The 24454-nt window shown below is 43.8% G+C and carries 23 protein-coding genes; 14 read left to right on the top strand and 9 right to left on the bottom strand.

Annotation, left to right across the window (positions count from 1 at the left end):
• Positions 1-71: 71 nt before the first annotated feature.
• From BLP85_RS10455 to BLP85_RS10440, 4 genes are all read right to left on the bottom strand, one after another.
• On the bottom strand, positions 72-1436 hold the full coding sequence (locus tag BLP85_RS10455) for an LLM class flavin-dependent oxidoreductase (RefSeq protein ID WP_092820030.1): 1365 nt from the start codon (positions 1434-1436) through the stop codon (positions 72-74).
• A 252-nt stretch (positions 1437-1688) separates the two neighbouring features.
• Positions 1689-3059: an LLM class flavin-dependent oxidoreductase gene (locus BLP85_RS10450; protein ID WP_092820129.1), complete on the bottom strand. Its 1371-nt coding sequence runs from the start codon at positions 3057-3059 to the stop codon at positions 1689-1691.
• Positions 3060-3221: 162 nt separating this feature from the next.
• Positions 3222-4589 (bottom strand): MATE family efflux transporter, encoded by a 1368-nt coding sequence (locus tag BLP85_RS10445; protein WP_092820029.1) that lies wholly within the window; start codon positions 4587-4589, stop codon positions 3222-3224.
• A 117-nt stretch (positions 4590-4706) separates the two neighbouring features.
• Complete coding sequence (locus tag BLP85_RS10440; RefSeq protein ID WP_092820028.1) at positions 4707-5861, bottom strand: methionine aminotransferase; 1155 nt, start codon at positions 5859-5861, stop codon at positions 4707-4709.
• 223 nt (positions 5862-6084) lie between these two features.
• On the opposite strand from BLP85_RS10440, the gene BLP85_RS10435 reads away from it, so the two are divergent.
• From BLP85_RS10435 to BLP85_RS10425, 3 genes are read left to right on the top strand one after another with little or no spacing between them, the layout of a single operon-like run.
• A complete protein-coding gene (locus tag BLP85_RS10435) occupies positions 6085-8934 on the top strand; it encodes a type VI secretion system Vgr family protein (RefSeq protein WP_092820128.1) in 2850 nt (949 codons plus the stop codon).
• A 2-nt stretch (positions 8935-8936) separates the two neighbouring features.
• A complete protein-coding gene (locus BLP85_RS10430; protein WP_092820027.1) occupies positions 8937-10241 on the top strand; it encodes a LysM peptidoglycan-binding domain-containing protein in 1305 nt (434 codons plus the stop codon).
• Positions 10231-10713 carry a hypothetical protein gene (locus BLP85_RS10425; protein ID WP_228143291.1) on the top strand — a complete coding sequence of 161 codons (483 nt, stop codon included), beginning with the start codon at positions 10231-10233 and terminating at the stop codon, positions 10711-10713. Before BLP85_RS10430 ends, BLP85_RS10425 begins: the two co-directional genes overlap by 11 nt.
• Before the next feature lie 357 nt (positions 10714-11070).
• On the opposite strand, the gene BLP85_RS10420 is transcribed toward BLP85_RS10425, so the two are convergent.
• On the bottom strand, positions 11071-11991 hold the full coding sequence (locus BLP85_RS10420) for a Dyp-type peroxidase (RefSeq protein ID WP_092820025.1): 921 nt from the start codon (positions 11989-11991) through the stop codon (positions 11071-11073).
• Between the two features lie 162 nt (positions 11992-12153).
• Between BLP85_RS10420 and BLP85_RS10415 the strand changes: the two genes are divergently transcribed.
• Entirely contained in the window at positions 12154-12774 is a 621-nt protein-coding gene (locus BLP85_RS10415; protein ID WP_092820024.1) for a LysE family transporter, read from the top strand.
• Positions 12775-12887: 113 nt separating this feature from the next.
• Here the strand turns inward: BLP85_RS10415 and znuB are convergent, their stop codons facing one another.
• From znuB to BLP85_RS10400, 3 genes are read right to left on the bottom strand one after another with little or no spacing between them, the layout of a single operon-like run.
• A complete protein-coding gene (gene znuB, locus BLP85_RS10410; RefSeq protein ID WP_092820023.1) occupies positions 12888-13688 on the bottom strand; it encodes a zinc ABC transporter permease subunit ZnuB in 801 nt (266 codons plus the stop codon).
• Between the two features lie 3 nt (positions 13689-13691).
• On the bottom strand, positions 13692-14483 hold the full coding sequence (gene znuC, locus BLP85_RS10405) for a zinc ABC transporter ATP-binding protein ZnuC (protein WP_092820022.1): 792 nt from the start codon (positions 14481-14483) through the stop codon (positions 13692-13694).
• Positions 14456-14953, bottom strand: coding sequence for a transcriptional repressor (locus BLP85_RS10400; RefSeq protein WP_092820021.1), 498 nt, complete (start codon positions 14951-14953; stop codon positions 14456-14458). The genes znuC and BLP85_RS10400 overlap by 28 nt, the downstream gene beginning before the upstream one ends.
• A gap of 142 nt (positions 14954-15095) precedes the next feature.
• On the opposite strand from BLP85_RS10400, the gene BLP85_RS10395 reads away from it, so the two are divergent.
• The 10 genes from BLP85_RS10395 (at position 15096) to BLP85_RS10350 (ending at position 23308) form a co-directional block, all read left to right on the top strand.
• Positions 15096-15935 (top strand): metal ABC transporter solute-binding protein, Zn/Mn family, encoded by an 840-nt coding sequence (locus tag BLP85_RS10395; RefSeq protein WP_092820020.1) that lies wholly within the window; start codon positions 15096-15098, stop codon positions 15933-15935.
• Between the two features lie 171 nt (positions 15936-16106).
• Positions 16107-16499 carry an ATP synthase subunit I gene (locus tag BLP85_RS10390; RefSeq protein WP_092820019.1) on the top strand — a complete coding sequence of 131 codons (393 nt, stop codon included), beginning with the start codon at positions 16107-16109 and terminating at the stop codon, positions 16497-16499.
• Between the two features lie 111 nt (positions 16500-16610).
• On the top strand, positions 16611-17486 hold the full coding sequence (gene atpB / locus BLP85_RS10385; protein WP_092820018.1) for a F0F1 ATP synthase subunit A: 876 nt from the start codon (positions 16611-16613) through the stop codon (positions 17484-17486).
• An 82-nt stretch (positions 17487-17568) separates the two neighbouring features.
• Positions 17569-17814 (top strand): F0F1 ATP synthase subunit C, encoded by a 246-nt coding sequence (gene atpE, locus BLP85_RS10380; protein WP_000424060.1) that lies wholly within the window; start codon positions 17569-17571, stop codon positions 17812-17814.
• A 38-nt stretch (positions 17815-17852) separates the two neighbouring features.
• Positions 17853-18323, top strand: coding sequence for a F0F1 ATP synthase subunit B (locus BLP85_RS10375; protein WP_092820017.1), 471 nt, complete (start codon positions 17853-17855; stop codon positions 18321-18323).
• A gap of 12 nt (positions 18324-18335) precedes the next feature.
• The gene (locus tag BLP85_RS10370; protein ID WP_092820016.1) at positions 18336-18872 is read left to right on the top strand and encodes a F0F1 ATP synthase subunit delta; all 537 of its coding nucleotides are present in this window, start codon (positions 18336-18338) and stop codon (positions 18870-18872) included.
• Positions 18873-18935: 63 nt separating this feature from the next.
• Positions 18936-20480 (top strand): F0F1 ATP synthase subunit alpha, encoded by a 1545-nt coding sequence (gene atpA / locus BLP85_RS10365; RefSeq protein WP_092820015.1) that lies wholly within the window; start codon positions 18936-18938, stop codon positions 20478-20480.
• An 88-nt stretch (positions 20481-20568) separates the two neighbouring features.
• Entirely contained in the window at positions 20569-21438 is an 870-nt protein-coding gene (gene atpG / locus BLP85_RS10360; protein WP_086196638.1) for a F0F1 ATP synthase subunit gamma, read from the top strand.
• A 29-nt stretch (positions 21439-21467) separates the two neighbouring features.
• Positions 21468-22862, top strand: a complete 1395-nt coding sequence (gene atpD / locus BLP85_RS10355) for a F0F1 ATP synthase subunit beta (protein WP_092820014.1) — start codon at positions 21468-21470, stop codon at positions 22860-22862.
• 26 nt (positions 22863-22888) lie between these two features.
• The gene (locus tag BLP85_RS10350; RefSeq protein ID WP_086196636.1) at positions 22889-23308 is read left to right on the top strand and encodes a F0F1 ATP synthase subunit epsilon; all 420 of its coding nucleotides are present in this window, start codon (positions 22889-22891) and stop codon (positions 23306-23308) included.
• A gap of 185 nt (positions 23309-23493) precedes the next feature.
• Here BLP85_RS10350 and BLP85_RS10345 read toward each other — a convergent pair whose 3' ends face one another.
• Complete coding sequence (locus BLP85_RS10345; RefSeq protein WP_092820013.1) at positions 23494-24438, bottom strand: hypothetical protein; 945 nt, start codon at positions 24436-24438, stop codon at positions 23494-23496.
• Between the last annotated feature and the right edge of the window lie 16 nt (positions 24439-24454).

Below are 24454 nucleotides of genomic sequence, written 5' to 3'. Positions count from 1 at the left end.
TTTTTTATGTCGATTGAAAAGGATCAGACATAAAAAATCCCTCATGAATGAGGGATATTCAACTGTTTAAATTAAGATGCTTTGACTTGCTGAACAGCCAGCACATACTGGTTTTCAGGGCGTTTCAAACCTAAGTTTTCGCGTAAGGTTTTGCCTTCATACTCGGTACGGAACAGGCCACGACGTTGCAGTTCGGGGACTACCAAATCAACAAAGTCATCCAGGCTGGCAGGCGTGGTTGGCGGCAGAATATTAAAGCCATCCGCGGCTTCATTTTCAAACCAGGCTTGTAATTCATCCACCACCTGTTCTGGCGTACCAATAATGGTCCAGTGACCACGCGCACTTGCCACCCATTGATAAAGCTCACGAATAGTGAAATTGTTTTTACGTGCAATCTCTAGAATCAATTGGTTACGGCTGGCGCCATTTTCTATTTGTCCAATATGCTCAGGGAGAGGCTGATCCAGATCAAATTTTGACAGGTCTTCGGTAAAACCGCCCAGTTGCTGGATTAAAGACAGACCCAAGCTCGGATGAATATAGCTGTTCAGTTCATCATATTTGGCCCGTGCTTCTTCTTCTGTCTTGCCAACAAAAATGGATACACCTGGCATGATTTTCAGGTCATCGGCATGACGGCCATATTTGGCTAAACGGCCTTTTACATCACGGTAGAAGGCTTGGGCATCTTCAAGTTTTTGCTGGGCCGTGAATATCACTTCCGCAAATTTTGCCGCCAGTTCACGACCATCTTCCGATTGACCCGCCTGAACAATCACAGGATAACCTTGGGGTGGACGTGCCACATTCAATCCACCATGTACCGCGAGATGCTTGCCTTTAAAACGCGGTGGGTGAATTTTCTTGCCATCAAAGAATTGTCCTGTTTCTTTATTATATTCAAAGGCATCATCTTCCCAAGTATCCCAAAGTTTTTGTGCCACCTGGATAAATTCATCGGCACGTTCATAACGCTCTTTCGGGTGTGGAGCATCGCTTAAACCAAAATTTTTAGCCACAGGGATGCCCGCAGTCGTGACCACATTCCAGGCAGCACGTCCTTCGGATAAATGATCGAGTGAAGCAAACTTGCGTGCCAGGTTATAAGGCTCTTCATAAGTGGTCGATGCTGTAGCGATAAAGCCTATATGCTTGGTCACAGCTGCCAGAGCAGAAAACAGGGAAACAGGCTCAAGCCCCGCAGAAAAACCGCCGGTTAAACCCAGGTTCGGTGTGGTCTCCGGATCGACGGTCACGGGAACATCCGCCAGGAAATAGGCGTCAAATAAGCCACGTTCAGCCGTTTTGGCCAGTTCTATAAAATAGTTTAAGTTGTGGCTGTCTTGTGGACGAGCTTGCGGATGGCGCCAGCCGGCAACATGTTGTGATGTTCCGGGTACAAAAGCCCCTAAGCGTATTTGACGTTTTGACATGTGAAAACCTGTTCTATGTGGTTGGGTATGGTTTTATCTAGTTCAAAGAGCGTGCCAATAAAATAAGTATTAAAAATCATATATTTAATATTTTTTATTTTATTTATTGTTGTTATATCAACAGCTTGGCTGTTGTTGTGTTGTCATGTATTCAGCTTAAAATTTGCATTGAATATGCTGAGGATGAAAAAGGCATAATTTTTTTATGGGTATAAAACACATGCTCCAAGCGGAACATGTGTTTCAGCTCAATCAAGACGCTTTGCTTGCCTGTCTGGCAAGGACATACTGATTTTCAGGACGTTTTAAGCCCAGATTTTCACGTAAAGTAGTTCCTTCATATGCAGTACGGAACAGGCCACGGCGTTGCAGTTCTGGCACAATCAAATTCACAAAATCATCCAGGCCGGCAGGGGTAGACGGCGGCAAGACATTGAAGCCATCTGCTGCTTCATTTTCAAACCAGTTTTGCAGCTGATCCACCACCTGCTCGGGAGTACCAATCAAGGTCCAGTGACCGCGTGCTGAGGCAATATATTCATACAGCTGGCGAATGCTAAAGTTATGCTTACGTGCAATATCAATCATCATCTGCTGACGGCTAGAGAAATTGATCTCGGCTTCTTCCAGTTGCGGGAAGGGGGCATCCAGGTCAAATTTTGAAAGATCAATATGGCCTGCCAAACCGGAAAGTAAGCCTAGGCCAACATCCGGGTGAATCAGGCTGTTTAATAACTGGTATTTTTCCTGGGCTTCCTGTTCAGTTTTTGCCACAAAAACCGATACGCCCGGCATGATTTTCAGGTCATCGGTATGGCGGCCATATTTAGTTAAACGTGTTTTAACATCACGGTAAAAGGCCTGGGCATCGCTTAAACTCTGCTGCGCCGTGAAAATGACTTCGGCATATTTTGCGGCCAGTTCACGGCCATCTTCCGACTGACCGGCTTGCACAATCACCGGATACCCTTGTGGTGGGCGAGACACATTTAGTGGACCTTGCACGCTGAAATGTTTGCCTGTATGCAGGGGTTCATGCACTTTGTCTGCATCGAAGAATTGACCGCTTTCTTTATCATAAAGAAAAGCATTATCTTCCCAGGAGTCCCAAAGTTTTTGCACCACTTCAATAAATTCATCTGCGCGTTCATAACGGATTTTGGCATCCGGATGCGCAGTGAAACCAAAGTTGCGGGCAGTATCCGCCGAAATGGTGGTGACCACATTCCAGGCGGCACGACCCTTGGAAATATGATCTAAAGAGGCGTATTTACGGGCCAAAAGGTAGGGATCTTCATAGGTGGTGGATGCAGTGGCAATAAAACCGATATGTTTTGTCACAGCTGAAATGGTAGCAAACAAGGTCACCGGTTCAAAACCGACCACCTTGTCGCTATAGCCCATACTTTGCTTGCTTTTGGAAGCCCCATGACTCCAATTCACCGACAAACCATCGGCAAGGAAGTAAGCATCAAACAAACCTTTCTCGGCAGTTTTTGCCAGTTCAATCGCATAATCAATGCTTAAATGATGCTGTGGACGTGACTGCGGATGGCGCCAGCCCGCAGCGTGCTGTGAAGTGGTTGGAATAAAAGCACCCAGTTTAATTTGTCGTTTTGCCATGGTCATACTCTGTTGTAATCATTGATTTTCAACAGGTTTATAACAAGGAACAGCAGGCTTGAAAAATACGATAAAATTAAATCCTTATAACCTATATGGGATAAGAGCATTAATCCTATTTCTAAGGCATTCCGGCAAATCTTTTTTAAATCAGTAAGCAGTTTAAATGAGGGCAGTCACAGTTTTTTTCTTCCACACAAATTGGTAATACAGCCCTTGCATGATGCACAAGATGACGAAGGCCAAAGCATAGGCATACCAGATCCCTTGCAAACCCCACCATCGGCTGAACAGGTAGGCACAGGGCACTTCAATCAATAAAATCGCGGCGATATTAATCAGCATGGGGAGGGTCACGGTGCCACTGGCACGCATGATGGAAGCAAAAATGGCGCTGGCCCCAAAAAACAGGATGGACCACAGCACGATAAACAATAATTGTTGCCCCAGGACCACCACCGTCGGGTCGGTGATAAACAGCGCCATCAGATATTTGGAGAACAGATAAGCCAAAGCCACCAATCCGCCGGTAATGACAATATTCATCCCGAGTGCAGTACGCGTAACCTTGTTGAGCAGATCCGACTTTCCTGCACCAATGGCCTGTGCTGCAAAAATGGAAGCGGCAATTGAAATAGACAGGGCGGGAAATTGAATGTAGTTCAGTACCTGATTGACTGCCCCATAGGCCGCGGTTGCATGTGAACCATAACGGTTGACCAGTCCGACAATGACCAGTCCGGCAACCGAAGTGGTTACCATCTGCACCCCGGTAGGAATGCTCAAACGCAGAATAATTCTACTCAGTTCTGGGTGATGGCGAATATGGCTGAGCAAATGACGGTCAGGCTTGAGCGGATGATCCTTTTTATTCAGATACATGGCCAAAAACACCAGTACCGCCAGATAACCGACAGCGGTCGCAATTGCCGGAGCAATAATGCCCATTTTCGGAAAGCCAAAATAGCCTGCAATCAGCACAGGCGTAACGAGCACACCAATCAGAATAGTCATGCCAGAAGCAATTAGCGGGGTGGTACTGTCACCGACGCCACGTAAAATGGAGGTGTAAATAATATAAATAAATAATAAGGGGCTACCAGCCATCATCCACTGTACAAAAGGCAACGACAGGTGCATGACATCAGGAGCTGTACCCAGAGCCAGTAAAATATGCTTGGCAAAAAGCACCCCCAACAGCGCAATCATACTGCCGCCAGTTAAGGTCATAAACAGGGTAGACCCCACCACATAGCGCACTTTTTCAATATTTTGCGCTCCCCAGGCCTGCCCAACCAATACCGTTGCTCCTGAGGAAAGTCCAATCACAAAAGCCAGCAGGCAGAACAAAATCGGAAAGAATACAGCCACCGCTGCAATGGCCTTCACCCCCATCATTTGCCCGACAAAAATGGTATTAATGGTTCCTGACAGGTTTTGCAAAATATTGGTCGCAATCAAGGGCAACAGAAAAACTAAAAATGTTTTCCAGAGTTTCTGCTGGCTGACCAGAGGTTGATGATGGGGCATGGAACATCCTGTAATTTTTTTATATCTTTTGGTTCTATTGCTAACCCTACCTGAGTTAGCTTAAACAAGCCTTAGTTTTTCGGTAATCAAGGCGGAATTTGATTGCAAATGATGCATTTAAACAGCCGATAAAATGGTGGTTGCCTGCTCTAAAGTTTCATCTTTTTTGGCAAAACAGAAGCGGATTAAACGTAAATTTTCCGGTGCCTGCTGATAAAACACCGATATGGGAATGGCAACAATGCCATGCTGTTGGGCCAAGAACTTACACATCTCGACATCATCCAGATCGGGGCGGATGGCACTGTAATTCAGGTTCTGGAAATATGTCCCTTGTGAAGGGGTAAAATGAAAGCGCGAATTTCGCAGGCCTGAATTAAACAGGTCACGTTTATCCTGATAAAACTCTGCAAGTCCCTCAATATGCTCCGGATGCTGCTGCATAAACGTGGCCAGCGCCATCTGTACCGGTGTCACGCCGCAGAAACTGGCAAACTGATACACTTGTCTGAATATTTTCGTCAGTTCAGGCGAGGCAATGCAATATCCGGTTTTCCAGCCGGTCACGTGAAAGGTTTTACCAAATGAACCGATTACTATGCTGCGGTCGCGAAGTTCCGGAAAGGACAAGGCTGAATAATGCTTCTGACCGTCATAAATCAGGTGTTCATAAACTTCGTCGGATAGGACAATGATATTTTTATCCCGAATCAGTTCAATTAAAGTTAACCAATCCTGACGTGACCAGATGGCACCGCTTGGATTGTGCGGGGTATTCACAATGATCATCCGGGTCCGGTCATTGATGGCATCTTTTACCCGGTTCCAGTCCACTGAAAATTGTGGGGCTGTCAGGGAAATGTGAACGGCCTTACCCCCCACCAGTTTCACGCTGGGACCATAACTGTCATAACAGGGGTCGAAAATAATCACTTCATCTTCGGCATGGATCAGCGCCTGAATGGCAACAAAAATGGCAATCGTGGCTCCAGGCGTGATGGTGATTTCAGTAATGGGGTCAATCACCAGTTGATCGCGTTTTAAAAATTGCTGGGCCACCTGTTCACGCAGCGAAATCAAGCCATCACTGGGTGCATATTGATTGAAACCATCCATTGTTGCCTGGCTTAAGGCTTGGAGTAGGGCCGGTGGCGCGGCAAAGTCGGGAAAACCTTGAGAGAGATTTAAGGCATTCAGGCGATGCGCCATGGCGGTCATTACGCTGAAAATGGTGACACCCTGTGCCGGTAGTTTGGAATGAATCTCAATCATGACCCGAGCTCTTCAATATTCTTATGCTTTTCAGTGTAACAGCAAGCGTCTCGCAGCAGAATAAAGCAATGGCTTTAATCTCTGCACATTTTTATCTAATTTCATTCATTTAACAGAATTGCGCTGATGGATAAAATTAACAAAAAACCTACTGGACTAAAAAAACAACATTTTCTAGAATGCGTCTCAAATTAAAATAACCCTATAACAATAATAAATCATGATGTTAAAGAATATTCACATGCTGATGGACAGTATGGGCTTAAGTTTGCAAAAGCGCGCCCTGCATATCCAGTTTTCCAATGAATTGCTGAATGCTCAGGTCTTTATTCAACGCATTGAAGGACAACACCGCATCAATCAGGGCTTAAAAGCTGAACTGATGTGCCTGTCGACGCATGCCCATATTGCGCTCAAACAATTTATTGGCGGGCAGGTGGCTGTGGACCAGGTGACGGATACCGGTGAATTGTCCCGGATGACGGGCGTGATTACTGCTGCCAGCCAGGGCCAAAGCGATGGTGCACTGACCCTGTATAAACTGACCCTTGAAGATGCGACGGCACTGTGGCACAAGCGCCGTAATAGTCGTGTGTTTATCAACAAAAGTGTGCGCGATATCAGTGAAATCCTGTTTAAGGAATGGCAAGGCAAAAGTCGCCTGTTTGCAGCCAGCCTCAGTTTAAATATGCAAGGCCTGAGCCGAGACTATGATGTACGTCCTTTTGTGATGCAGGCCAATGAAACCGATTATGAATTTTTAACCCGGCTGTGGCGCAGCGAAGGCATCAATTGGCTGATTGATGAAGCCGAACATGTCGTTGCCAGTTCGGCCACAGCAATTCAAGCGCAGAAATTACGTTTAATTGATGAAAACCATGAGTTTAATACCTTAAAAAGAAGATCGGTGCGCTTTCATCGCAGCCATGCCACGGAGACTTTTGACAGCATTACCGGTTTTATTGCCGAACGGTCCTTGCAGTCGACCGCCGTGCAGGTACAGCGTTGGCAAGCCCATACCTTATCGCAGGATCAAAGTCATTCTCTGCTTAGCCATCATCAACATAGTGAATTGCAAGACAATGAAACTTTAAGTCTGGAACAGGTCTGGAACATGAGTCCTGCATGGACAGCGGATTTAACCGGTGCGGATCAGGCCACCACTGCAGGCAGTCCGCAACTGGAAAAACTGAATCGGCAACTGAGCCAGTACCAGGACTTGCAGGCCAAATATTTCACTGCGCAGAGTAGCGTGCGTGATGCCCATGTCGGTTACTGGTTTGAATTGCTGGATCATCCTGAAATTGATCGGCATTCAGGTTCAGACAAGGAATTCCTGATTTTAGGCAAGGCTTTTTACAACCAGAATAATTTGCCGAAAGACATCCATCGGCAAGTGGATAGCCTGGTAAGTTTAAGCCGTTGGCAACCGTCGGGAGAGGAACGGCAAGCCAATGAGCTGTATCTGGTGCGACGCAATATTGCTGTGCTGCCTGAATATCATCCCCTAAATCATCGACCTGTAGCCTATCCGCAACGTGCCAGAGTGGTCGGTCCGGAAGGTGAAAGCATTTATGTGGATCAATGGGGAAGAATCAAAGTCCGCTTTTTGTTTACCCGTGATGATGATCATGGACATGATGGCGGAGCCGGCAGCAATGACAATGATACCGATTCAGCCTGGGTAGATGTGCTGACCCCGTGGGCAGGTGAAGGTTATGGTGCACGTTTTCATCCGCGGATTGGTGAAATTGTGGTGATTGACTTCTTTGAAGGGGATGTGGACCGGCCTTTTGTGGTAGGGCGGATTCATGAGGCGGAACGCCATCAGAGCATGTTTGATCGCAAGGGGCAGTTACCGGACACCAAAAAGCTCAGTGGTATTCGCTCGCAAGAGGTGGATGGAAACGGTTTTAACCAGCTACGTTTTGATGACACCACTGGACAGATCAGTACCCAATTGCAAAGCAGCCATGGCGCAAGTCAGCTGAATTTGGGGCATCTCAGCCATCCCAAAGCTGCCGAGACTAGTGAGGGCCGTGGTGAAGGCTTTGAGCTAAGAACGGATCAATGGGGCGCTGTTCGGGCGGGTGATGGTTTGCTCATTTCCACACACAAGCAAAATACCGCGGCAGGTCATCATTTGGATGTGAATCAGGCTAAAAGTCAGCTTGAAAATAGTTTCAATCATTCAAAAAGCTTAAGTGATGTGGCGAAAAATCAGCAAACGGATGCACTTACCGTTTTAGACAATTTAAAGCATTTCCTGGAGCAGATGGAACACAGGGATGAAGCTAAAGCAAATGTTTTTAAGCAGGCCTTGATGATTCTGGCAGCGCCTAACTCCATCGCCTGTGTCACCCATGAAGATTTACATCTCTCGGCAGATGGACAGATCAGCCAAACTGCCGGAGATGCGATTAATTTCTCAACGCAAAAATCATTCATTAGCCATGCTCAAGACAAGATCAGCCTGTTTGCAGCGCAGCAGGGGGTGAGGGCATATGCTGCGAAAGGCAAAGTCGAGCTGCAGGCACAGGATGATGCCATTGAAGTCATAGCCCGTAAGGTTGTTAAGCTGATTTCTACGGAAGATAAAATTGAGCTTATCAGCCCAAAAGAGATTGTACTGACAGCGGGTGGTTCACAGTTAAAGATTAATGCAGAAGGTATTTTTACGACTACAGGTGGCAAGTTTGAAAGTAAGGCAGGGCAGCATAGTTTTGTGGGGGGAGGGAAAGTTAAAACTGAAATACCAACTTTACCTTTAATTCAAGATGTTAAGACTTTTACAAACAAATGGGATTTTTATGATCTATTTTATGAAGCTAATTTTTCAGAGGTTAAATACAAATTAATTAACAATAAAAATAATACCTATATTTCCGGAATACTCGATCAACATGGTCGAACTCAACGAATGAATACATCCATTAATGAAGATTATGACATTCTCATTGGTACTGTTGATGACTGGTCTGTGTCATTAGATGATGGAAGTGAAGATGAGAATTTTGAATATAACTGTAGTTGTGGTTCACATGAAGATCATGAACATGAGGATGAAATATAATTATGGATTGCTTAGCTAATATTAAATTTTTGGATGCTCTTGATCAGCCGATTAATGGCTTGTTTCATCAACTTTGGGTTGGTTCAATACTGATCTCCGATCATGTTACGATTGAAAATGGTGAATCTGTATGGATTAAGCGTCCAGTTGGCACAATTATCGAGGTTTTAGTAAGAAGTATTACGTCAGGGAAATACGAACCCAAAGTTAAGCTACAGCTTATTGGTGAAAAAACTACTTTTATTGTTCGGAGCCCTAAAGTTTTGTTAAAAGGGGTAAATCTCTCCGCCAAAGACGTAGCAACGGGTACATATGTCAGATCGACATACATTGTTGCTGAAGGTGATTATTTATCTCGAATAGCAGATGATAATCATACGACTACAGCAGAATTGATCAGGATCAATAATTTAAAAAGTGATACTGATATTCATCCTGGACAAGTGTTAAAAATTCCTGTCAAAAAAGTGGAAGTATCAATGCCACCACCTGAAAGTAAACCAAAACTACAACAAACTCGGCAGGAAAAAACCAAGATTATTGTGGTGCAACAAAAAGATAGTTTACCTTTAATTGCTAAACTCACTGGCAATACTGTTGATGAAATCAATAAATTAAATGGATTAAGTAATGATAAACTTAGCCAAAATCAAAAACTAAAAGTTTATGACCGTAAAGTGGCATCTCCCGTATCTAAACCCCAGCCTGAGAAGAAGAAAGAAGAGACAAAAACTGCAATGCCCCCAACAGTAAAACAAGATGCATCAAAAAATAAGGAAGAGACTCCTATAGCAAAAGTAGAGTCACAAATACCAGTTTCTTCCAAAGTTTCTCAAAGAAATGAAAAAGCAATTGGAAGGTTGCATCCACAGGTGAGAGCTTTAATTAGGAAGTTTATTAATGATGTATATACTAAGCATCAGGTACAACTTGTCATTGTTCAAGACTATCGTACATATGCACAACAAGATGCTTTATATGCAAAAGGAAGAACCGCTTCGGGTAATATTGTAACAAATGCAAAAGGGGGGCAAAGTAATCATAATTTCGCTTTAGCTGTTGATGTTTTCCCATTATGGGAGGATGGTAAACTTCACATGGATGCAAAGTCCGATGCTACAAATATTAAAATCCTAAAGAAAATTGCTCTTGTAGGAAAAAGTATTGGACTGGAATGGGGGGGAGATTGGAAAACAATAGTTGATAATCCGCACTTCCAATTAAAAACAGGAAAAAATATGGCTCAGCTTAGACAATTAACTAAAGATGCTGGTGGGAATCCTTTAAAGGTGAAATATGATGTTTAATAAGCGAATTCTCATGGTAAAAATTTTGCTTCTTACTTTTATATTTTTAACAGGGTGTAATTTATCAGCTAAAACTAATTTATCCACTAAAAAAATATTTGAACTTGACTTAACAGATCAAGGAATTAGTGCAGAAGGTGGTGGAATAGAATTAGTAAAGCAAGGAGATAGTTGTTTACTTATACTTAGTATTTATGGAGAGGTAGGTCAAGAAAAATACAAATTTAATTTTAAAAAAAATAATTTAATTTCAACAAATTATTTAAAATATAGATATAAAAATGGATTGATTGTTGTTGATGATGATTTGAAAGATCTCATAGCAAATGACCAAGTTAAAGTAAGTGATGGTGATATGGATTTGGTTATCAATAAATCATTTATTGGAAATGAAAATAGAAATATAGCTAAAAAATTTAATACGTATAAAAGAAAAGTACCTCAAAAAGTTTTAAATGATCATTGTAATTAAAGTATAAAGAAAAATCTCATTTACTATTGAAATTAAAGGGGATTTTTCTTTATGTTCAGCGGTACGCAGTTATTTGATGTAAACACCATCAATTAACAAAAGATCATAAGATATTTATAATTTCACTGATATAAAAAAAGTGGACTCTGGTTTGCTCTTAAGCTCACTCATCAAGCAGTTCCACACTCGACCTGAGAATATTTATACAACAAAGCCTTTGATTGATAAACAGGGTAATTTCATTTATACAGATTCTGTAGATAATAAAAATAATATTAAGTTAAATTTTATATATATTATAAATACTTGATTAGCTAAAAGAGATTGAAAATCTCCAATCTCTTTTTACTTTGCAACTCACCCTTCCAAAACTTCATCCAGTAACTCTTCACTCGGCGCAAAGTAATAAGCTCCGTCCATTGGTGTCACAAAGTGAAGCAGACGGTCATGAATGCCGTCACCAGCTGTACCAAACATATGTTCCAGCATATGGTCAATAATGTTTAAGTTTTTGGTATAGGCAATAAAGAACAAACCTTGGTCACCACGGCCTTCTCCATAAGGAAGGGAGTGACGTAAAATTTCCATTTCGTCGCCTTTATCATCTTCAATCACAACCCGGGCAATATGGGCATTTTCCGGCTTCACCTCATCATCCAGTTCAATCGACTCTAACTTGGTTCGACCCATCACATTTTCCTGAGCGTCCACTTTTAATTTTTTCCATTTTTCCAGGTTGTGTGCATAGCGCTGTGCAAATACAAATGAACCATCAGCAAAAACTCCGGCATCTTCACCGAGTAAAGCGACTTCGGCACGGTCATCCGGGAATTGCGGATTTTCCGTACCATCGATAAAGCCGGTAATGTCACGCCCGTCGAAATAACGGAAACATACCCGTTCATCCAGTACTTCCACTTTGTCTTGAATGCCTTTAAAAAAGGACTGGCTTAAGGCAAAACAGATGTCTGCGCGTGCACTAGCAATATGAATCAGCACGTCAGCAGGAACAACAGGCATCTGGAATGCACCTTGAATGGGATCTAACTGCTTAAAGCCGGCAGGAGTTTGATGATAAAGTCTTGTCCAAAGCTCCGGACCAAAGGCGACCCCTGTTTTAATCTGTGCATTTGGGTGCTGCGTGATTAAACGGTCACGTGTGCTAAATAAATCTGCAAGTTTTTCTTTTAACTCTTCAATCGTTAAGTCTTTTAAACGTAAAACAATAAACCGGGCATGATCTGAAGGTAACGGTAAAATTACAGATTGGGCAGTCATACATGGCTCCTAACAATTTTTATAAAATACGTGGCTGGCTTTATTGTGCCTTATCACTGCCAAGGTGAATAGCCCAATGCTTATTTTTGAAGATCAATTTTTCAAGCATTTAAAAGGTGAAAAGTCATATAATAAGCCGGTCTTTTTATCTCCTTGTCTTTTATGTCTTACCAAGTTTGGCTTGCCTATATGCTGGCATGCTGGGTCATCAGCATTTCTCCTGGAGCAGGTGCAATTGCTTCAATGTCCAGTGGTCTGAATTATGGCTTTCGCCGTGGCTATTGGAATGCACTGGGTTTACAGCTGGCACTTTTAGTGCAAATCGGGATTGTTGCTGCAGGGGTAGGGGTGCTATTTGCCACCACACCTTGGGCTTTCCTGGTGGTGAAATGGTTTGGGGTGTTGTACTTGTTATATCTGGCTTATTTGCAATGGCGAGCACCTGCACAATCTATTGAAATTCAACAGGAACAACCGGATAAGTCGATTCCTAAATTGGTTTTGTATGGCTTTCTGGTCAATATGAGCAACCCGAAAGCCATTGTGTTTTTACTGGCCGTATTGCCCCAGTTTCTAGACTTGTCTAAACCACAGTGGATTCAGTATCTGATTATGGCAGTCACAATGGTGACAATTGACCTGATTGTAATGGCGGGTTACACAGGCTTGGCGGCCAAAGTTTTGCGTTTGCTGAAATCGCCGAAACAGCAGAAAATTTTAAACCGTACCTTTGCCGTGTTGTTTGCCTGTGCGGCGAGTTTGTTGAGTCTGGTGCATCAGTAAAAATAGTTTTCTCTCTCCTTTAAGAAGGTAACCATCCTCAATATATGCTGAGTTCGCAAAGGAGAGATTTTAAAAAATAAAAGTACCTTAAAATGATGGATAGATAGGAAAGACTAAGCCATCTTTTTCACTTTTTGCACGGCAAAAATCACCGCAAACAAAATTGCCATGGTCAGGACAATGGTTAAGCCTGTTGAGGTGTCTAAACCGGCACTGGACCATAGCCCGACACTAATCCCGATTTGTGCAATCACAAAAGCCCACACCACCATCTGTTTGGGCGAGTTTGCCAGCAAACGTGCCGTTAATGCCGGAATCACCAGTAAAGCACCCATCAACAATGAACCGACTGCACGCAAAGCCAATACGGTAAAGAGGGCCAGCAGCAGCATAAACACCAGACGTTGCCATTTGGCATTTACGCCTTCGCTCACCGCCATATCCGGGTCAATCGCAATCTGAATTTGAGCTTTCCAGTTTATATACAGCACCGCTAAAGCGGCAATGATCACCAGTGCAAACACCGGCAAGTCTGACCAGGAAATTTGCAGCAGATCACCAAACAGATAGCTCAGCAGTTCAGGTCTTAGGCTTGGAATATGTTGAATAAACAGTAGGCCTGAGCAGAGCAGGGTGGCTGAACATAAAGCCAACAAGGCATCATTCGGCAAGCGAGGGTCATGCAGTACCCATAAAATGGCCACCAGTAAAAAGGCCAGAAAGCTCACCCCTAACCATAACGGCAGGCTTAAAGCCCCTGCAATCGCCACGCCCAATAAAGTGCCATGTGCCATGGTGTCGGCAAAAAAAGACATCCGTCGCCATAACATTAAACAGCCCAGCGGAGCCGTCAGAAACACCAACAGGGTTCCCATGGTCCATGCAGGTAACAAGAGTTGTAACCATTCCATCATGGTTTAAGCTTCCGGTTCAGGGTGAATATGTGGACGAGGATCATGCTGACACGGAGTCGCAGAGTCACCATGTGCGCAATGGTCATGATGATGCTGATAGAACACGCGGTTGGTACCGAAAATGGCCTGATATTCCGGGTGCTGTTGCACATTTTCCGGTAAACCGCTACAGCAGATGTGTTTATTTAAACACACGACCCGATGCGTGCCTTGCATCACCCATTGCAGGTCATGAGAGACCATCAACACGGCACAGCCATATTTGATCGGCAGGCTTCTGACATATTCATACAGTTCGGCTTCAGACTGAATGTCCAGACCTTGCATCGGTTCATCCAGCACCAGTACATCGGGCAAACGCAGTAAAGCCCGTGCCAGTAATACCCGTTGCCGTTCCCCGCCTGAAAGCTGCTGAACTTTACAATCCTGCAATCTGGTAATGCCGGTATCGCGAATAATTTCTGCTTTGATATCCGCATCGCAGTGTTCTAAAGCCAGTAAATCCTGCACACGCAAAGGCAGACTGTGTGATGGATTAAACTTTTGCGGCACATAGGAAAACTTGAGTTTTTTATGGCTATGAATTTTGCCTGAATTGGCTTTTACAATCCCCAACAGCACTTTAATCAGGGTAGATTTTCCCGCGCCATTCGGACCGATCAGCGTGACAATTTCCCGCTCATGTAAGGCGAAATCTACATTCTTTAAGATGTCACGGTCATCAATCCGTACACTGATTTTATCCAGGGCAATCAGCGGATTGACGGTTACTGTTTGTTGTGGCACTGCTGACATATCCCAGAAATTTCAATAATACTGTGTTGTGCAGTAAATTGATCAGAGGCTGAAAGTTCATCTAACTGTTTTAATAAACCCTGAGCCGAGGCTTCTTTTACATTTTTGCAAACAGTACAGATTAAAAATGCCGCCTGATGTCCTTCACGCGGATGACAACAAGGAATATAGGCATTAATCGAGGTGAGACGATGGATTAAGCCTTTTTCCAGTAAAAAGTCCAAAGTACGATATACCGTTGGTGGCGCAGCAGGACGGTCAGATTCGCTCTTGATTTTAGCCAGCAAGTCATAGGCACCCATGGGGCCGCTGGCATTTAGAATCAGTTCCAGCACTTCTTTGCGTAATGGGGTTAAGCGTGCGCCAGTCATTGCACAGAGACTTTCTGCTTCAGCAAGGCGTGTTGCTATATTATGATGGTCATGTACGCCATGTAATGCATTGTGATGTTCGTGCGAACATAAGCTCATAGCAAAACCTCAAGTGCGAAATTTATAAAAATCAAAGGACATTAAATCTTAACATGAAGCAATACCGGTTTCGATTAAACGTAGGTATTTTTGTCAATTTGTTATATTATAACACTTATTGAGTATTTGGTGATTTTCTTCTATGTCCCGTTTCTTTGCATTTTGTGCGCTAGCCTTATTCAGTAGCTTTGGCTGGACACAAAGTCTGGTGGTTTCTACGCATCCAATTTATCTGATTGCTCAGGAAGTGACTCAGGGCGTGGAGAAGCCTGTGCTCTTGCTGGGAGATCAGTCTGGACATGACGTTACCCTGACGCCAGCGCATCGCAAAGCCATTCTGGACGCCTCACTGGTGATCTGGCTGGGTAAGGCACATGAAGCGCCGCTGAACAAGCTGTTATCCGATACGCCCAAAGCGATTGCCATTCTGGATTCAGGAATTGTGCAAACCCTGCCGCAGCGTACTACCCGTGGTGTGGCGTTGAACAATACGGTCGATACGCATGTGTGGCTCGATCCCAACAATGCGGTACGCATCGGCTTTTTTATTGCAGCCCTACGTTCACAGCAATTACCGGAATATAAAGAAGCTTATTGGGCCAATGCCAAACGCTTTGCCCAAGAGATGCTGCTGAGTGCACAGCAATACAATAGCAATGTGACAGTGAAACCGTATTGGGCATATCACGATGCCTATCAATATCTGGAACGCGCTTTAAACCTGAAGTTTTACGGTGCATTGACCGATGATCCGCATGTGGCACCGACCATCGCCCAAATCAAGTATTTAAATGATAGCCGCCCGGCTCGCAATATGTGCCTTCTGGCAGAAGGGCATGCCAGCAAAAACCAGTACCAGAAATTGAATCCGGTGACTTTCCAGGCGGTTGATGAAAGTATGGGCGGGGAAGGGGATTTCGTGCTGGCGTGGAAGAAACTTGCCGATCAAACCTATAAGTGTGTACAAAATGCACGGAAATGATGCAAAAATTAAGCAGCAATGGATGAGTTGAAAAGCGATTTATGCAACGAAAAAAATCCGACTTAGGTCGGGAAAAGATTGCATGTTCAGGGGTGTAACTCTATAATGCCTGCGATTAAAAACGATCATCAGCTAAATTTGTCAAGCATGAATGCTGTGAGTGAATAAATAATGAGCCGAACTAGTCGCATGATTGACCGACGATTAGCGAAAGCTTTAGTCATTTTACAAGCATGCATGATTCCTGTTTCAGCCTTGATAGCGTGGGTCGTGAAAGACTCAACTGCAGCTTACAGCGCCGCACTTGGTGCGTTGGTGTGCTGGCTTGCAAGTTGTTATTTTTCTTGGCAATCGTTTCGAGCAGCAGGTGCACGGGCTTCAAAACAGGTTCTGTCGAACATGTATAGAGGCTTGATGGGCAAGTTTGCAATTGTGATTGTTGGTTTCATTTTAATTTTAAGCACTGTCAAACCGTTGTCAGCGGTGGCATTGTTTTGTGGATTTATACTTGTTCAGACGATGACGTGGGTCGCACCTTTTTGGGCGTCACGACTCCGGAAATAAGTTTAAACACAACAAAAAATTGAAAAGTTTTTTAGGAGAAGAACGAGATATCAGGCAGCACGCGATGTTCGTTCTCTCTATTTAGTATTTGACATTGACCAGGTGTGATTTATGGCTGCTGAAGAACATGCCCTTACTTCGACCGAGTACATCAAGCATCACTTGACCAATTTAACCTATGGCAAAATGCCGGATGGTTCTTGGAAATTGGCTGAGACTGCTGATGAAGCTCAACAGATGGGGTTCACTGCTATTCACTTGGATTCAATGGGTTGGTCTATCACTCTCGGTGTGGTTTTCTGTTTGTTGTTCTGGTTAGTAGCGAAAGCTGCAAACGCTGGTGTTCCTACCAAGTTCCAGTCTGCAATCGAAATGATCATCGAGTTTGTTGACTCAAGTGTCCGCGACACTTTCCATGGCAAGTCACGCTTAATTGCACCACTTGCACTGACCATTTTCGTGTGGATTTTCCTCATGAACGCAATGGACTTGATCCCGGTTGACTTTATCCCGTATACAGCTCAACTGATCGGTGCAAATGTATTTGGCATGGACCCGCATCACGTTTACTTCAAGATCGTTCCATCTACTGACCCTAACGTTACCCTTGGTATGTCATTGTCGGTATTTGTGCTTATCTTGTTCTATAGCATCCGTGAAAAGGGCATCGGCGGTTTCGTCGGCGAGTTAGCACTCAACCCATTTAACCCAAGTAACCCAGTTGCAAAAGCGTTGCTCATTCCAGTGAACTTGATTCTGGAACTCGTAACATTCCTTGCACGTCCAGTTTCATTGGCTCTACGACTTTTCGGTAACATGTATGCAGGTGAGTTAATCTTCATCCTCATCGCGTTATTACCGTTCTGGATCCAGTGGGCGTTGTCTGTGCCTTGGGCGATCTTCCACATTCTTGTTATTACGTTACAGGCGTTCATTTTCATGATGCTGACTATCGTATACTTGAGTATGGCTAGCGAAAAACATTAATGGTATTGCCTGACTGTCAAAGGATGGTTGGGCTTAATTTTTTACTTTAATTTGGTATATACCTAACCTCTGAGGAATTATCATGGAACTCACTTTAGGTCTAGTTGCAATTGCATCTGCTATCTTGATCGCTTTCGGTGCTTTAGGTACTGCGATTGGTTTTGGTCTTTTAGGCGGTCGCTTCCTTGAAGCTGTTGCTCGTCAACCAGAATTGGCTCCACAACTTCAAACTCGTATGTTCTTAATCGCGGGTCTTCTTGATGCTGTGCCTATGATCGGTGTTGGTATTGGCTTGTTCTTCATCTTCGCTAATCCATTTGTAGGTTAATCAGCTTAATTCCTAAATTAAACCATTGAGGAATAGCAATGAATATCAACCTCACATTGATTGGCCAAGCGATTGCATTTGCGATTTTCGTCGCATTCTGCATGAAGTTTGTATGGCCACCACTAATCAATGCGATTAGTGAGCGTCAGCGTAAAATCGCTGATGGCTTAAACGCTGCTGAAAAAGCAAAAGCTGACCTTGCCGATGCGCAAGCTCAAGTGAAAGCTGAATTAGACGCAGCTAAAGCACAAGCGGCTCAATTGATCGAACAAGCGAACCGTCGCGGTGCGCAATTGGTAGAAGAAGCGCGTACTCAAGCAGCTGCTGAAGGTGAGCGTATTCGTCAACAGGCGAAAGAAGCTGTTGATACTGAAATCAATGCTGCTCGCGAAGAATTACGTCAACAAGTTGCTGCTCTTGCAGTTGCCGGCGCAGAAAAAATTCTGACCCAGCAAGTTGACGCAGAAGCTCACAATGCCATGCTGACTCAGCTGGCTGCTAAACTTTAAGAGAGGCGGATTATGGCTGAACTCTTGACGTTGGCACGCCCATACGCTAAAGCAGCATTTGCTTACGCTTCTGAGCAAGGTGCAACTGACGCTTGGTCAAATGCATTAACTTTGCTCAGTGCTGCGGTGCAAGACGAAGCATTTTCAGCTTACTTAAATCGCCCTGAGCTTACTCCTGCAGAGCAGGTGAGTCTTTTTGCTAAAGTTTTAGGTGAAGATCAAACTGCAGCAGTGTCAAACTTTTTGACATTGCTTGCTGAAAATGACCGTTTGACTCTTCTTCCTGAAATTGAAGCAGAATACGAACAGCTCAAATCACAGAATAACAACACTGTGGATGTTGTGATTGAATCAGCATTCCCATTGTCTTCTACACAAGAACAAGTACTTGCAGATGCGTTGAAAAAACGCTTTAACGCTGCGGTAAATGTTTCTGTAGAAGTTAAACCAGAATTAATTGCTGGTGTAGTTATTCGTGCAGGCGACCAAGTGATAGATGATTCTGCGCTTAACAAGCTTGAAAAAATGCGGACTCGTCTTCTTGCGTAATTATTGATAAAAAATTACTGCGTAAAAGAAGACTGAACTTTAAAAAGATTGAGGTATAGCGCAATGCAACAACTGAATCCATCCGAGATCAGTGCGCTCATTAAACAGCGTATCGGCGATCTGGACACCAGCGCGACCGCTAAGAACGAAGGGACCATTGTTATGGTTTCCGACGGTATTGTGCGTATTCACGGCCTTGCTGATGCAATGTACGGTGAAATGATCGAATTCGACGGCGGCTTATTTGGTATGGCACTGAACCTAGAACAGGATTCAGTGGGTGCCGTTGTCTTAGGTAACTACTTAAGCCTTCAAGAAGGTCAAAAAGCGCGTTGCACAGGTCGTGTATTAGAAGTTCCGGTTGGTCCAGAACTTTTAGGCCGTGTAGTAGATGCTTTGGGTAACCCGATTGATGGTAAAGGCCCTATTGATGCAAAACTTACTGATGCTGTTGAAAAAGTAGCACCAGGCGTAATTTGGCGTCAATCAGTGGATGAACCTGTACAAACTGGTTATAAGTCAGTAGATACAATGATCCCTGTAGGCCGTGGTCAACGTGAGTTGATCATTGGTGACCGTCAAACTGGTAAAACAGCAATGGCGATCGATGCTATCATCGCTCAGAAAAACTCTGGCATTAAATGTGTATACGTAGCTATTGGTCAAAAACAATCGACTATTGCTAACGTAGTGCGCAAGCTTGAAGAAACTGGCGCTATGGCGTACACAACTGTTGTAGCTGCAGCTGCAGCTGATCCTGCAGCAATGCAGTATCTGGCTCCTTATGCTGGCTGTACAATGGGCGAGTACTTCCGTGACCGCGGTGAAGACGCGCTTATCATTTATGATGACCTGTCTAAACAAGCTGTTGCTTACCGTCAAATTTCATTGCTTTTACGTCGTCCACCAGGTCGTGAAGCATATCCTGGTGACGTATTCTATTTACACAGCCGTTTACTTGAACGTGCTTCTCGTGTATCTGCTGACTACGTTGAGAAATTCACTAACGGTGAAGTTAAAGGCCAAACTGGTTCATTAACTGCATTGCCGATTATTGAAACTCAAGCCGGTGACGTATCTGCATTCGTACCAACAAACGTAATTTCGATTACTGATGGTCAGATCTTCCTTGAAACATCATTGTTCAACGCGGGTATCCGTCCTGCTGTGAACGCGGGTATCTCTGTATCTCGTGTTGGTGGTTCTGCTCAAACCAAGATCATCAAGAAATTGTCTGGTGGTATCCGTACCGCTTTGGCGCAATACCGTGAATTGGCAGCGTTTGCTCAGTTCGCTTCTGACCTTGACGAAGCAACTCGTAAGCAACTTGAACATGGTCAACGTGTAACTGAGTTAATGAAGCAAAAACAATATGCTCCTTACTCAATTGCTGACCAGGCTGTTTCAATTTATGCATCTAACGAAGGCTACATGGCTGACGTTGAAGTGAAGAAAATCGTTGCATTTGATGCTGCGTTAATTGCTTACTTCCGTTCAGAAAATGCTGCGTTAATGCAAAAAATCGATGAAACTGGTGATTACAACAAAGACATCGAAGCTGCAATCAAAGCAGGTATTGAAAGCTTCAAAGCGACTCAAACTTACTAAGTTTCAACTTTGTTGAATTTAGTTCTGGTTTGGTTCACGGATCAACCTTCGGAAGCTCGAAAGAGCTTTCGAATACTAGGTTAAGCGTATGGCAAATTTAAAAGAAATTCGCGCCAAAGTAGCTAGTATCAAAAGCACGCAGAAAATTACTCGCGCGATGCAGATGGTAGCAGCTTCTAAGATGCGTCGTGCGCAAGAGCGCATGGCTCAGGGCCGTCCGTATGCCGAAAATATGCACCGTGTAATTGCTCATTTGGTACAAGCGAACCCTGAATACAAACACCGTTATATGGTTGAACGCCCGGTTAAGCGCGTTGGCTATATCATTGTGTCATCAGATCGCGGCCTTGCTGGTGGCTTGAACATTAACCTGTTCAAGAAAGTGGTTAAACACGTCCAACAGCAACAAGAGCAGTCAATTGAAGTTCAATTTGCTTTAATTGGTCAAAAAGCGGTTTCGTTTTTTAAAAACTACGGCGGTAAAGTGCTTGGTGCAACTACAAACGTAGGTGATGCGCCAAGTCTTGAACAGTTAACTGGTTCTGTACAGGTGATGTTGGACGCTTATGATAAAGGCGAGTTAGATCGTATTTATCTGGTGTCAAACGGCTTTGTCAATGCCATGACTCAAAACCAAAAGATCGAACAGCTCGTTCCTTTAGCAGCTGCTGAAGAAAGCGAAGGCCTGAACCGTCAATACGGTTGGGACTATATCTATGAACCAGAAGCTGAAGAGCTTTTAAATGGTTTATTGGTTCGTTACATCGAGTCTATGGTTTATCAAGGCGTGATTGAAAACATCGCGTGTGAACAGTCTGCACGTATGGTTGCAATGAAAGCTGCAACAGATAACGCGGGCGAGCTGATCAAGAGCCTACAACTTATTTATAACAAGCTGCGTCAAGCCGCGATTACTCAGGAAATTTCTGAGATCGTTGGTGGTGCCGCTGCCGTTTAACATTATTAGTTTGAATTGAGGAGACAGCAATGAGTAGCGGTCGTATCATTCAGATCATCGGCGCGGTTATCGACGTCGAGTTTGAACGTAACAGCGTTCCTAAGATCTATGACGCTCTCCAAGTTGACGGTACTGAAACTACTTTAGAAGTTCAGCAACAACTTGGTGATGGCGTAGTTCGTACCATCGCAATGGGATCTACTGAAGGTCTTAAACGTGGTTTGAACGTAACTAACACTGGCGCGCCTATCTCTGTACCTGTAGGTACTGCATGTTTAGGCCGTATCATGGACGTTCTTGGTCGCCCGATCGACGAAGCTGGTCCAGTTGCAACTGAAGAACGTTTGCCGATTCACCGTCAAGCACCTTCTTATGCTGAACAAGCAGCGTCTACTGACCTTTTAGAAACTGGTATTAAAGTCATCGACTTGCTTTGCCCGTTCGCTAAAGGTGGTAAAGTTGGTCTGTTCGGTGGTGCCGGTGTTGGTAAAACTGTAAACATGATGGAGTTGATCAACAACATCGCTAAAGCTCACTCAGGTTTATCTGTGTTTGCTGGTGTTGGTGAGCGTACTCGTGAAGGTAACGACTTCTATCACGAGATGAAAGACTCTAACGTTCTTGACAAAGTAGCGATGGTTTACGGTCAGATGAACGAGCCACCGGGTAACCGTTTACGCGTAGCGTTGACTGGTTTGACCATGGCTGAGTACTTCCGTGATGAGAAAGACGAGAACGGTAAAGGCCGTGACGTACTATTGTTCGTTGACAACATCTACCGTTATACACTAGCGGGTACTGAAGTATCAGCACTTCTAGGTCGTATGCCATCTGCAGTAGGTTACCAGCCGACTCTTGCAGAAGAGATGGGTGTTCTTCAAGAACGTATTACTTCTACTAAGTCTGGTTCTATTACGTCAATCCAAGCGGTATACGTACCTGCCGATGACTTAACAGATCCATCGCCTGCTACTACCTTCGCTCACTTGGACGCAACTGTAGTATTGAGCCGTGACATCGCATCTTCTGGTATTTACCCAGCGATCGATCCACTTGACTCTACTTCACGTCAGTTAGATCCATTAGTTGTAGGTACTGAGCATTACGAAATTGCTCGTTCAGTTCAAAACGTTCTTCAACGTTATAAAGAACTGAAAGACATTATCGCGATTCTTGGTATGGACGAATTGGCTGAAGAAGACAAACTTACTGTATACCGTGCACGTAAGATCCAACGTTTCTTCTCTCAACCGTTCCACGTAGCTGAAGTGTTTACTGGTGCTCCTGGTAAACTTGTACCGCTTAAAGAAACAATTCGTGGCTTTAAAGGTCTTCTAGCTGGTGAATACGATCACATCCCAGAACAAGCGTTCTATATGGTTGGTGGTATTGACGAAGTGATTGCTAAAGCCGAGAAACTTTAATTAGCTACCTAATTTAGGAGATTCTCATGGCGACTATGCAATGTGACGTTGTAAGTGTTAAAGAGTCTTTGTACTCAGGCACTGTAACTATGCTAATTGCTAAAGGTGCTGGCGGTGAGTTGGGTATTATGCCTGGCCATGCTCCGCTGGTAACTTTACTCAAGCCGGGCGCAATCCGCGTTCTGCTTGAAAACGGTACAGAAGAGTTAATCTATGTATCTGGTGGTGTACTAGAAGTTCAACCGCACGTTGTTACTGTACTTGCAGACACTGCAGTACGTGCTGACAACCTTGATGAAGCAGCAATTATTGAAGCTCGTAAACAAGCTGAACAATTGCTAGCAAATCAAAAGAGCGACTTGGACTCTGCTGCTGCGCTTGCTGCTCTTGCAGAAACTGCTGCACAGCTGGAAACCATCCGCAAAATCAAAAACCGCGCTCAATAAGACACGGTTTGAGATTGAAAAAACCACCCGAAAGGGTGGTTTTTTTATTTGAATATAGAGTTTTTAAAATGTTTTATACTTAAAAACAGGTACTTAAAAATTAGCTTTAGACTATCGTTTTTAAATTTTCTCTACTTTCCCCAAGAGATGATTCCTGCTTAAAAAGCCGAGTGAATTTTCTATATTTAATTCTGTTCTTCTTTAAAGAAAGCCTGTCTGAGCTGACCCAATAACAGATCACTTACCTTGTCGTCTTGAATCTTAATCTGTTGCTTTAATTTTTCAGCTTTTGGTGGGTCTTCCGGAACGATAATTTCTTCTCCAACTTGATCGGCATATGAAATAGGCCGAGCGTTTGCCGAGACCAGATTGGACGACGCAGAATATTCGACATGCCAAAGCTGAGTAGAAAGCGCCATGATGTATTGATATTCATCTGTATCTGGCTGAAAACGTTTATAAAATTGTAAATCTTGCAACGCTTCTAAACGATCCCCTGGGGCAGTGGAGGAAGGATTTTGCCATTCGGCAATGATCGGGTGAAGCTCATGTTGCATCAAATGGTAATCAAGCCAGTCACCAAGCAGGCTGTGGTCAATATCTGCAACATAATCGCTGTCTTGCTGGATCAACTGTTGCAGGCGTTGCAATACGTTCACTTCTTGCTGTTGAAGCGCGTAACGTGCTTCAGTGTCCAGTTGTTCCAATTCGCTAATTGGCACATCTAGAAAATGTTGTTGCTGTTCAAAAGCCTCTACAATATTGCTTTGATGGACATTATTCCATTGTTGCAAGGCATGAATTTCCAGCTGTTGAATTTCTTTAAATGCTTTGCTTTTGTAGTGACTGAGCTTAATACGCTGGATATTTTGCTGATTAAATTCAATTCGTTGTTTGATGTATTCAACATACGGACCAGTTTGCTTTGGGCTGACCGATTGGATGACATCCACCAATAACAACTGCTGTTGTTGATTATGTTTGAGCCAGTCTTGAATCAGTTGGACATCTTTTACGGGTCGAGAAAAAAATTGATTTAAAGGTGGGATGGTTTTTTCAGGCATGATGAAATGCAACATGCCATAAACCATGATTACGAAACAGACCACCACTAGAATCATTTTTTTCATATTATAAAATATTTTT

Source organism: Acinetobacter kookii (assembly GCF_900096895.1).
GTDB lineage: Bacteria > Pseudomonadota > Gammaproteobacteria > Pseudomonadales > Moraxellaceae > Acinetobacter > Acinetobacter kookii.
Note: the sequence above shows the minus strand (reverse complement) of the source record. Positions and strands in the feature narration are given on the sequence as shown.

What these genes read in the sequence shown, in the direction of transcription:
- BLP85_RS10455 (WP_092820030.1), bottom strand. Translation starts at nt 1,436, where the DNA reads ATGTCAAAACGTCAAATACGCTTAGGGGCTTTTGTACCCGGAACATCA.
- BLP85_RS10450 (WP_092820129.1), bottom strand. Translation starts at nt 3,059, where the DNA reads ATGGCAAAACGACAAATTAAACTGGGTGCTTTTATTCCAACCACTTCA.
- BLP85_RS10445 (WP_092820029.1), bottom strand. Translation starts at nt 4,589, where the DNA reads ATGCCCCATCATCAACCTCTGGTCAGCCAGCAGAAACTCTGGAAAACA.
- BLP85_RS10440 (WP_092820028.1), bottom strand. Translation starts at nt 5,861, where the DNA reads ATGATTGAGATTCATTCCAAACTACCGGCACAGGGTGTCACCATTTTC.
- BLP85_RS10435 (WP_092820128.1), top strand. Translation starts at nt 6,085, where the DNA reads ATGTTAAAGAATATTCACATGCTGATGGACAGTATGGGCTTAAGTTTG.
- BLP85_RS10430 (WP_092820027.1), top strand. Translation starts at nt 8,937, where the DNA reads ATGGATTGCTTAGCTAATATTAAATTTTTGGATGCTCTTGATCAGCCG.
- BLP85_RS10425 (WP_228143291.1), top strand. Translation starts at nt 10,231, where the DNA reads ATGATGTTTAATAAGCGAATTCTCATGGTAAAAATTTTGCTTCTTACT.
- BLP85_RS10420 (WP_092820025.1), bottom strand. Translation starts at nt 11,991, where the DNA reads ATGACTGCCCAATCTGTAATTTTACCGTTACCTTCAGATCATGCCCGG.
- BLP85_RS10415 (WP_092820024.1), top strand. Translation starts at nt 12,154, where the DNA reads ATGTCTTACCAAGTTTGGCTTGCCTATATGCTGGCATGCTGGGTCATC.
- znuB (WP_092820023.1), bottom strand. Translation starts at nt 13,688, where the DNA reads ATGATGGAATGGTTACAACTCTTGTTACCTGCATGGACCATGGGAACC.
- znuC (WP_092820022.1), bottom strand. Translation starts at nt 14,483, where the DNA reads ATGTCAGCAGTGCCACAACAAACAGTAACCGTCAATCCGCTGATTGCC.
- BLP85_RS10400 (WP_092820021.1), bottom strand. Translation starts at nt 14,953, where the DNA reads ATGAGCTTATGTTCGCACGAACATCACAATGCATTACATGGCGTACAT.
- BLP85_RS10395 (WP_092820020.1), top strand. Translation starts at nt 15,096, where the DNA reads ATGTCCCGTTTCTTTGCATTTTGTGCGCTAGCCTTATTCAGTAGCTTT.
- BLP85_RS10390 (WP_092820019.1), top strand. Translation starts at nt 16,107, where the DNA reads ATGAGCCGAACTAGTCGCATGATTGACCGACGATTAGCGAAAGCTTTA.
- atpB (WP_092820018.1), top strand. Translation starts at nt 16,611, where the DNA reads ATGGCTGCTGAAGAACATGCCCTTACTTCGACCGAGTACATCAAGCAT.
- atpE (WP_000424060.1), top strand. Translation starts at nt 17,569, where the DNA reads ATGGAACTCACTTTAGGTCTAGTTGCAATTGCATCTGCTATCTTGATC.
- BLP85_RS10375 (WP_092820017.1), top strand. Translation starts at nt 17,853, where the DNA reads ATGAATATCAACCTCACATTGATTGGCCAAGCGATTGCATTTGCGATT.
- BLP85_RS10370 (WP_092820016.1), top strand. Translation starts at nt 18,336, where the DNA reads ATGGCTGAACTCTTGACGTTGGCACGCCCATACGCTAAAGCAGCATTT.
- atpA (WP_092820015.1), top strand. Translation starts at nt 18,936, where the DNA reads ATGCAACAACTGAATCCATCCGAGATCAGTGCGCTCATTAAACAGCGT.
- atpG (WP_086196638.1), top strand. Translation starts at nt 20,569, where the DNA reads ATGGCAAATTTAAAAGAAATTCGCGCCAAAGTAGCTAGTATCAAAAGC.
- atpD (WP_092820014.1), top strand. Translation starts at nt 21,468, where the DNA reads ATGAGTAGCGGTCGTATCATTCAGATCATCGGCGCGGTTATCGACGTC.
- BLP85_RS10350 (WP_086196636.1), top strand. Translation starts at nt 22,889, where the DNA reads ATGGCGACTATGCAATGTGACGTTGTAAGTGTTAAAGAGTCTTTGTAC.
- BLP85_RS10345 (WP_092820013.1), bottom strand. Translation starts at nt 24,438, where the DNA reads ATGAAAAAAATGATTCTAGTGGTGGTCTGTTTCGTAATCATGGTTTAT.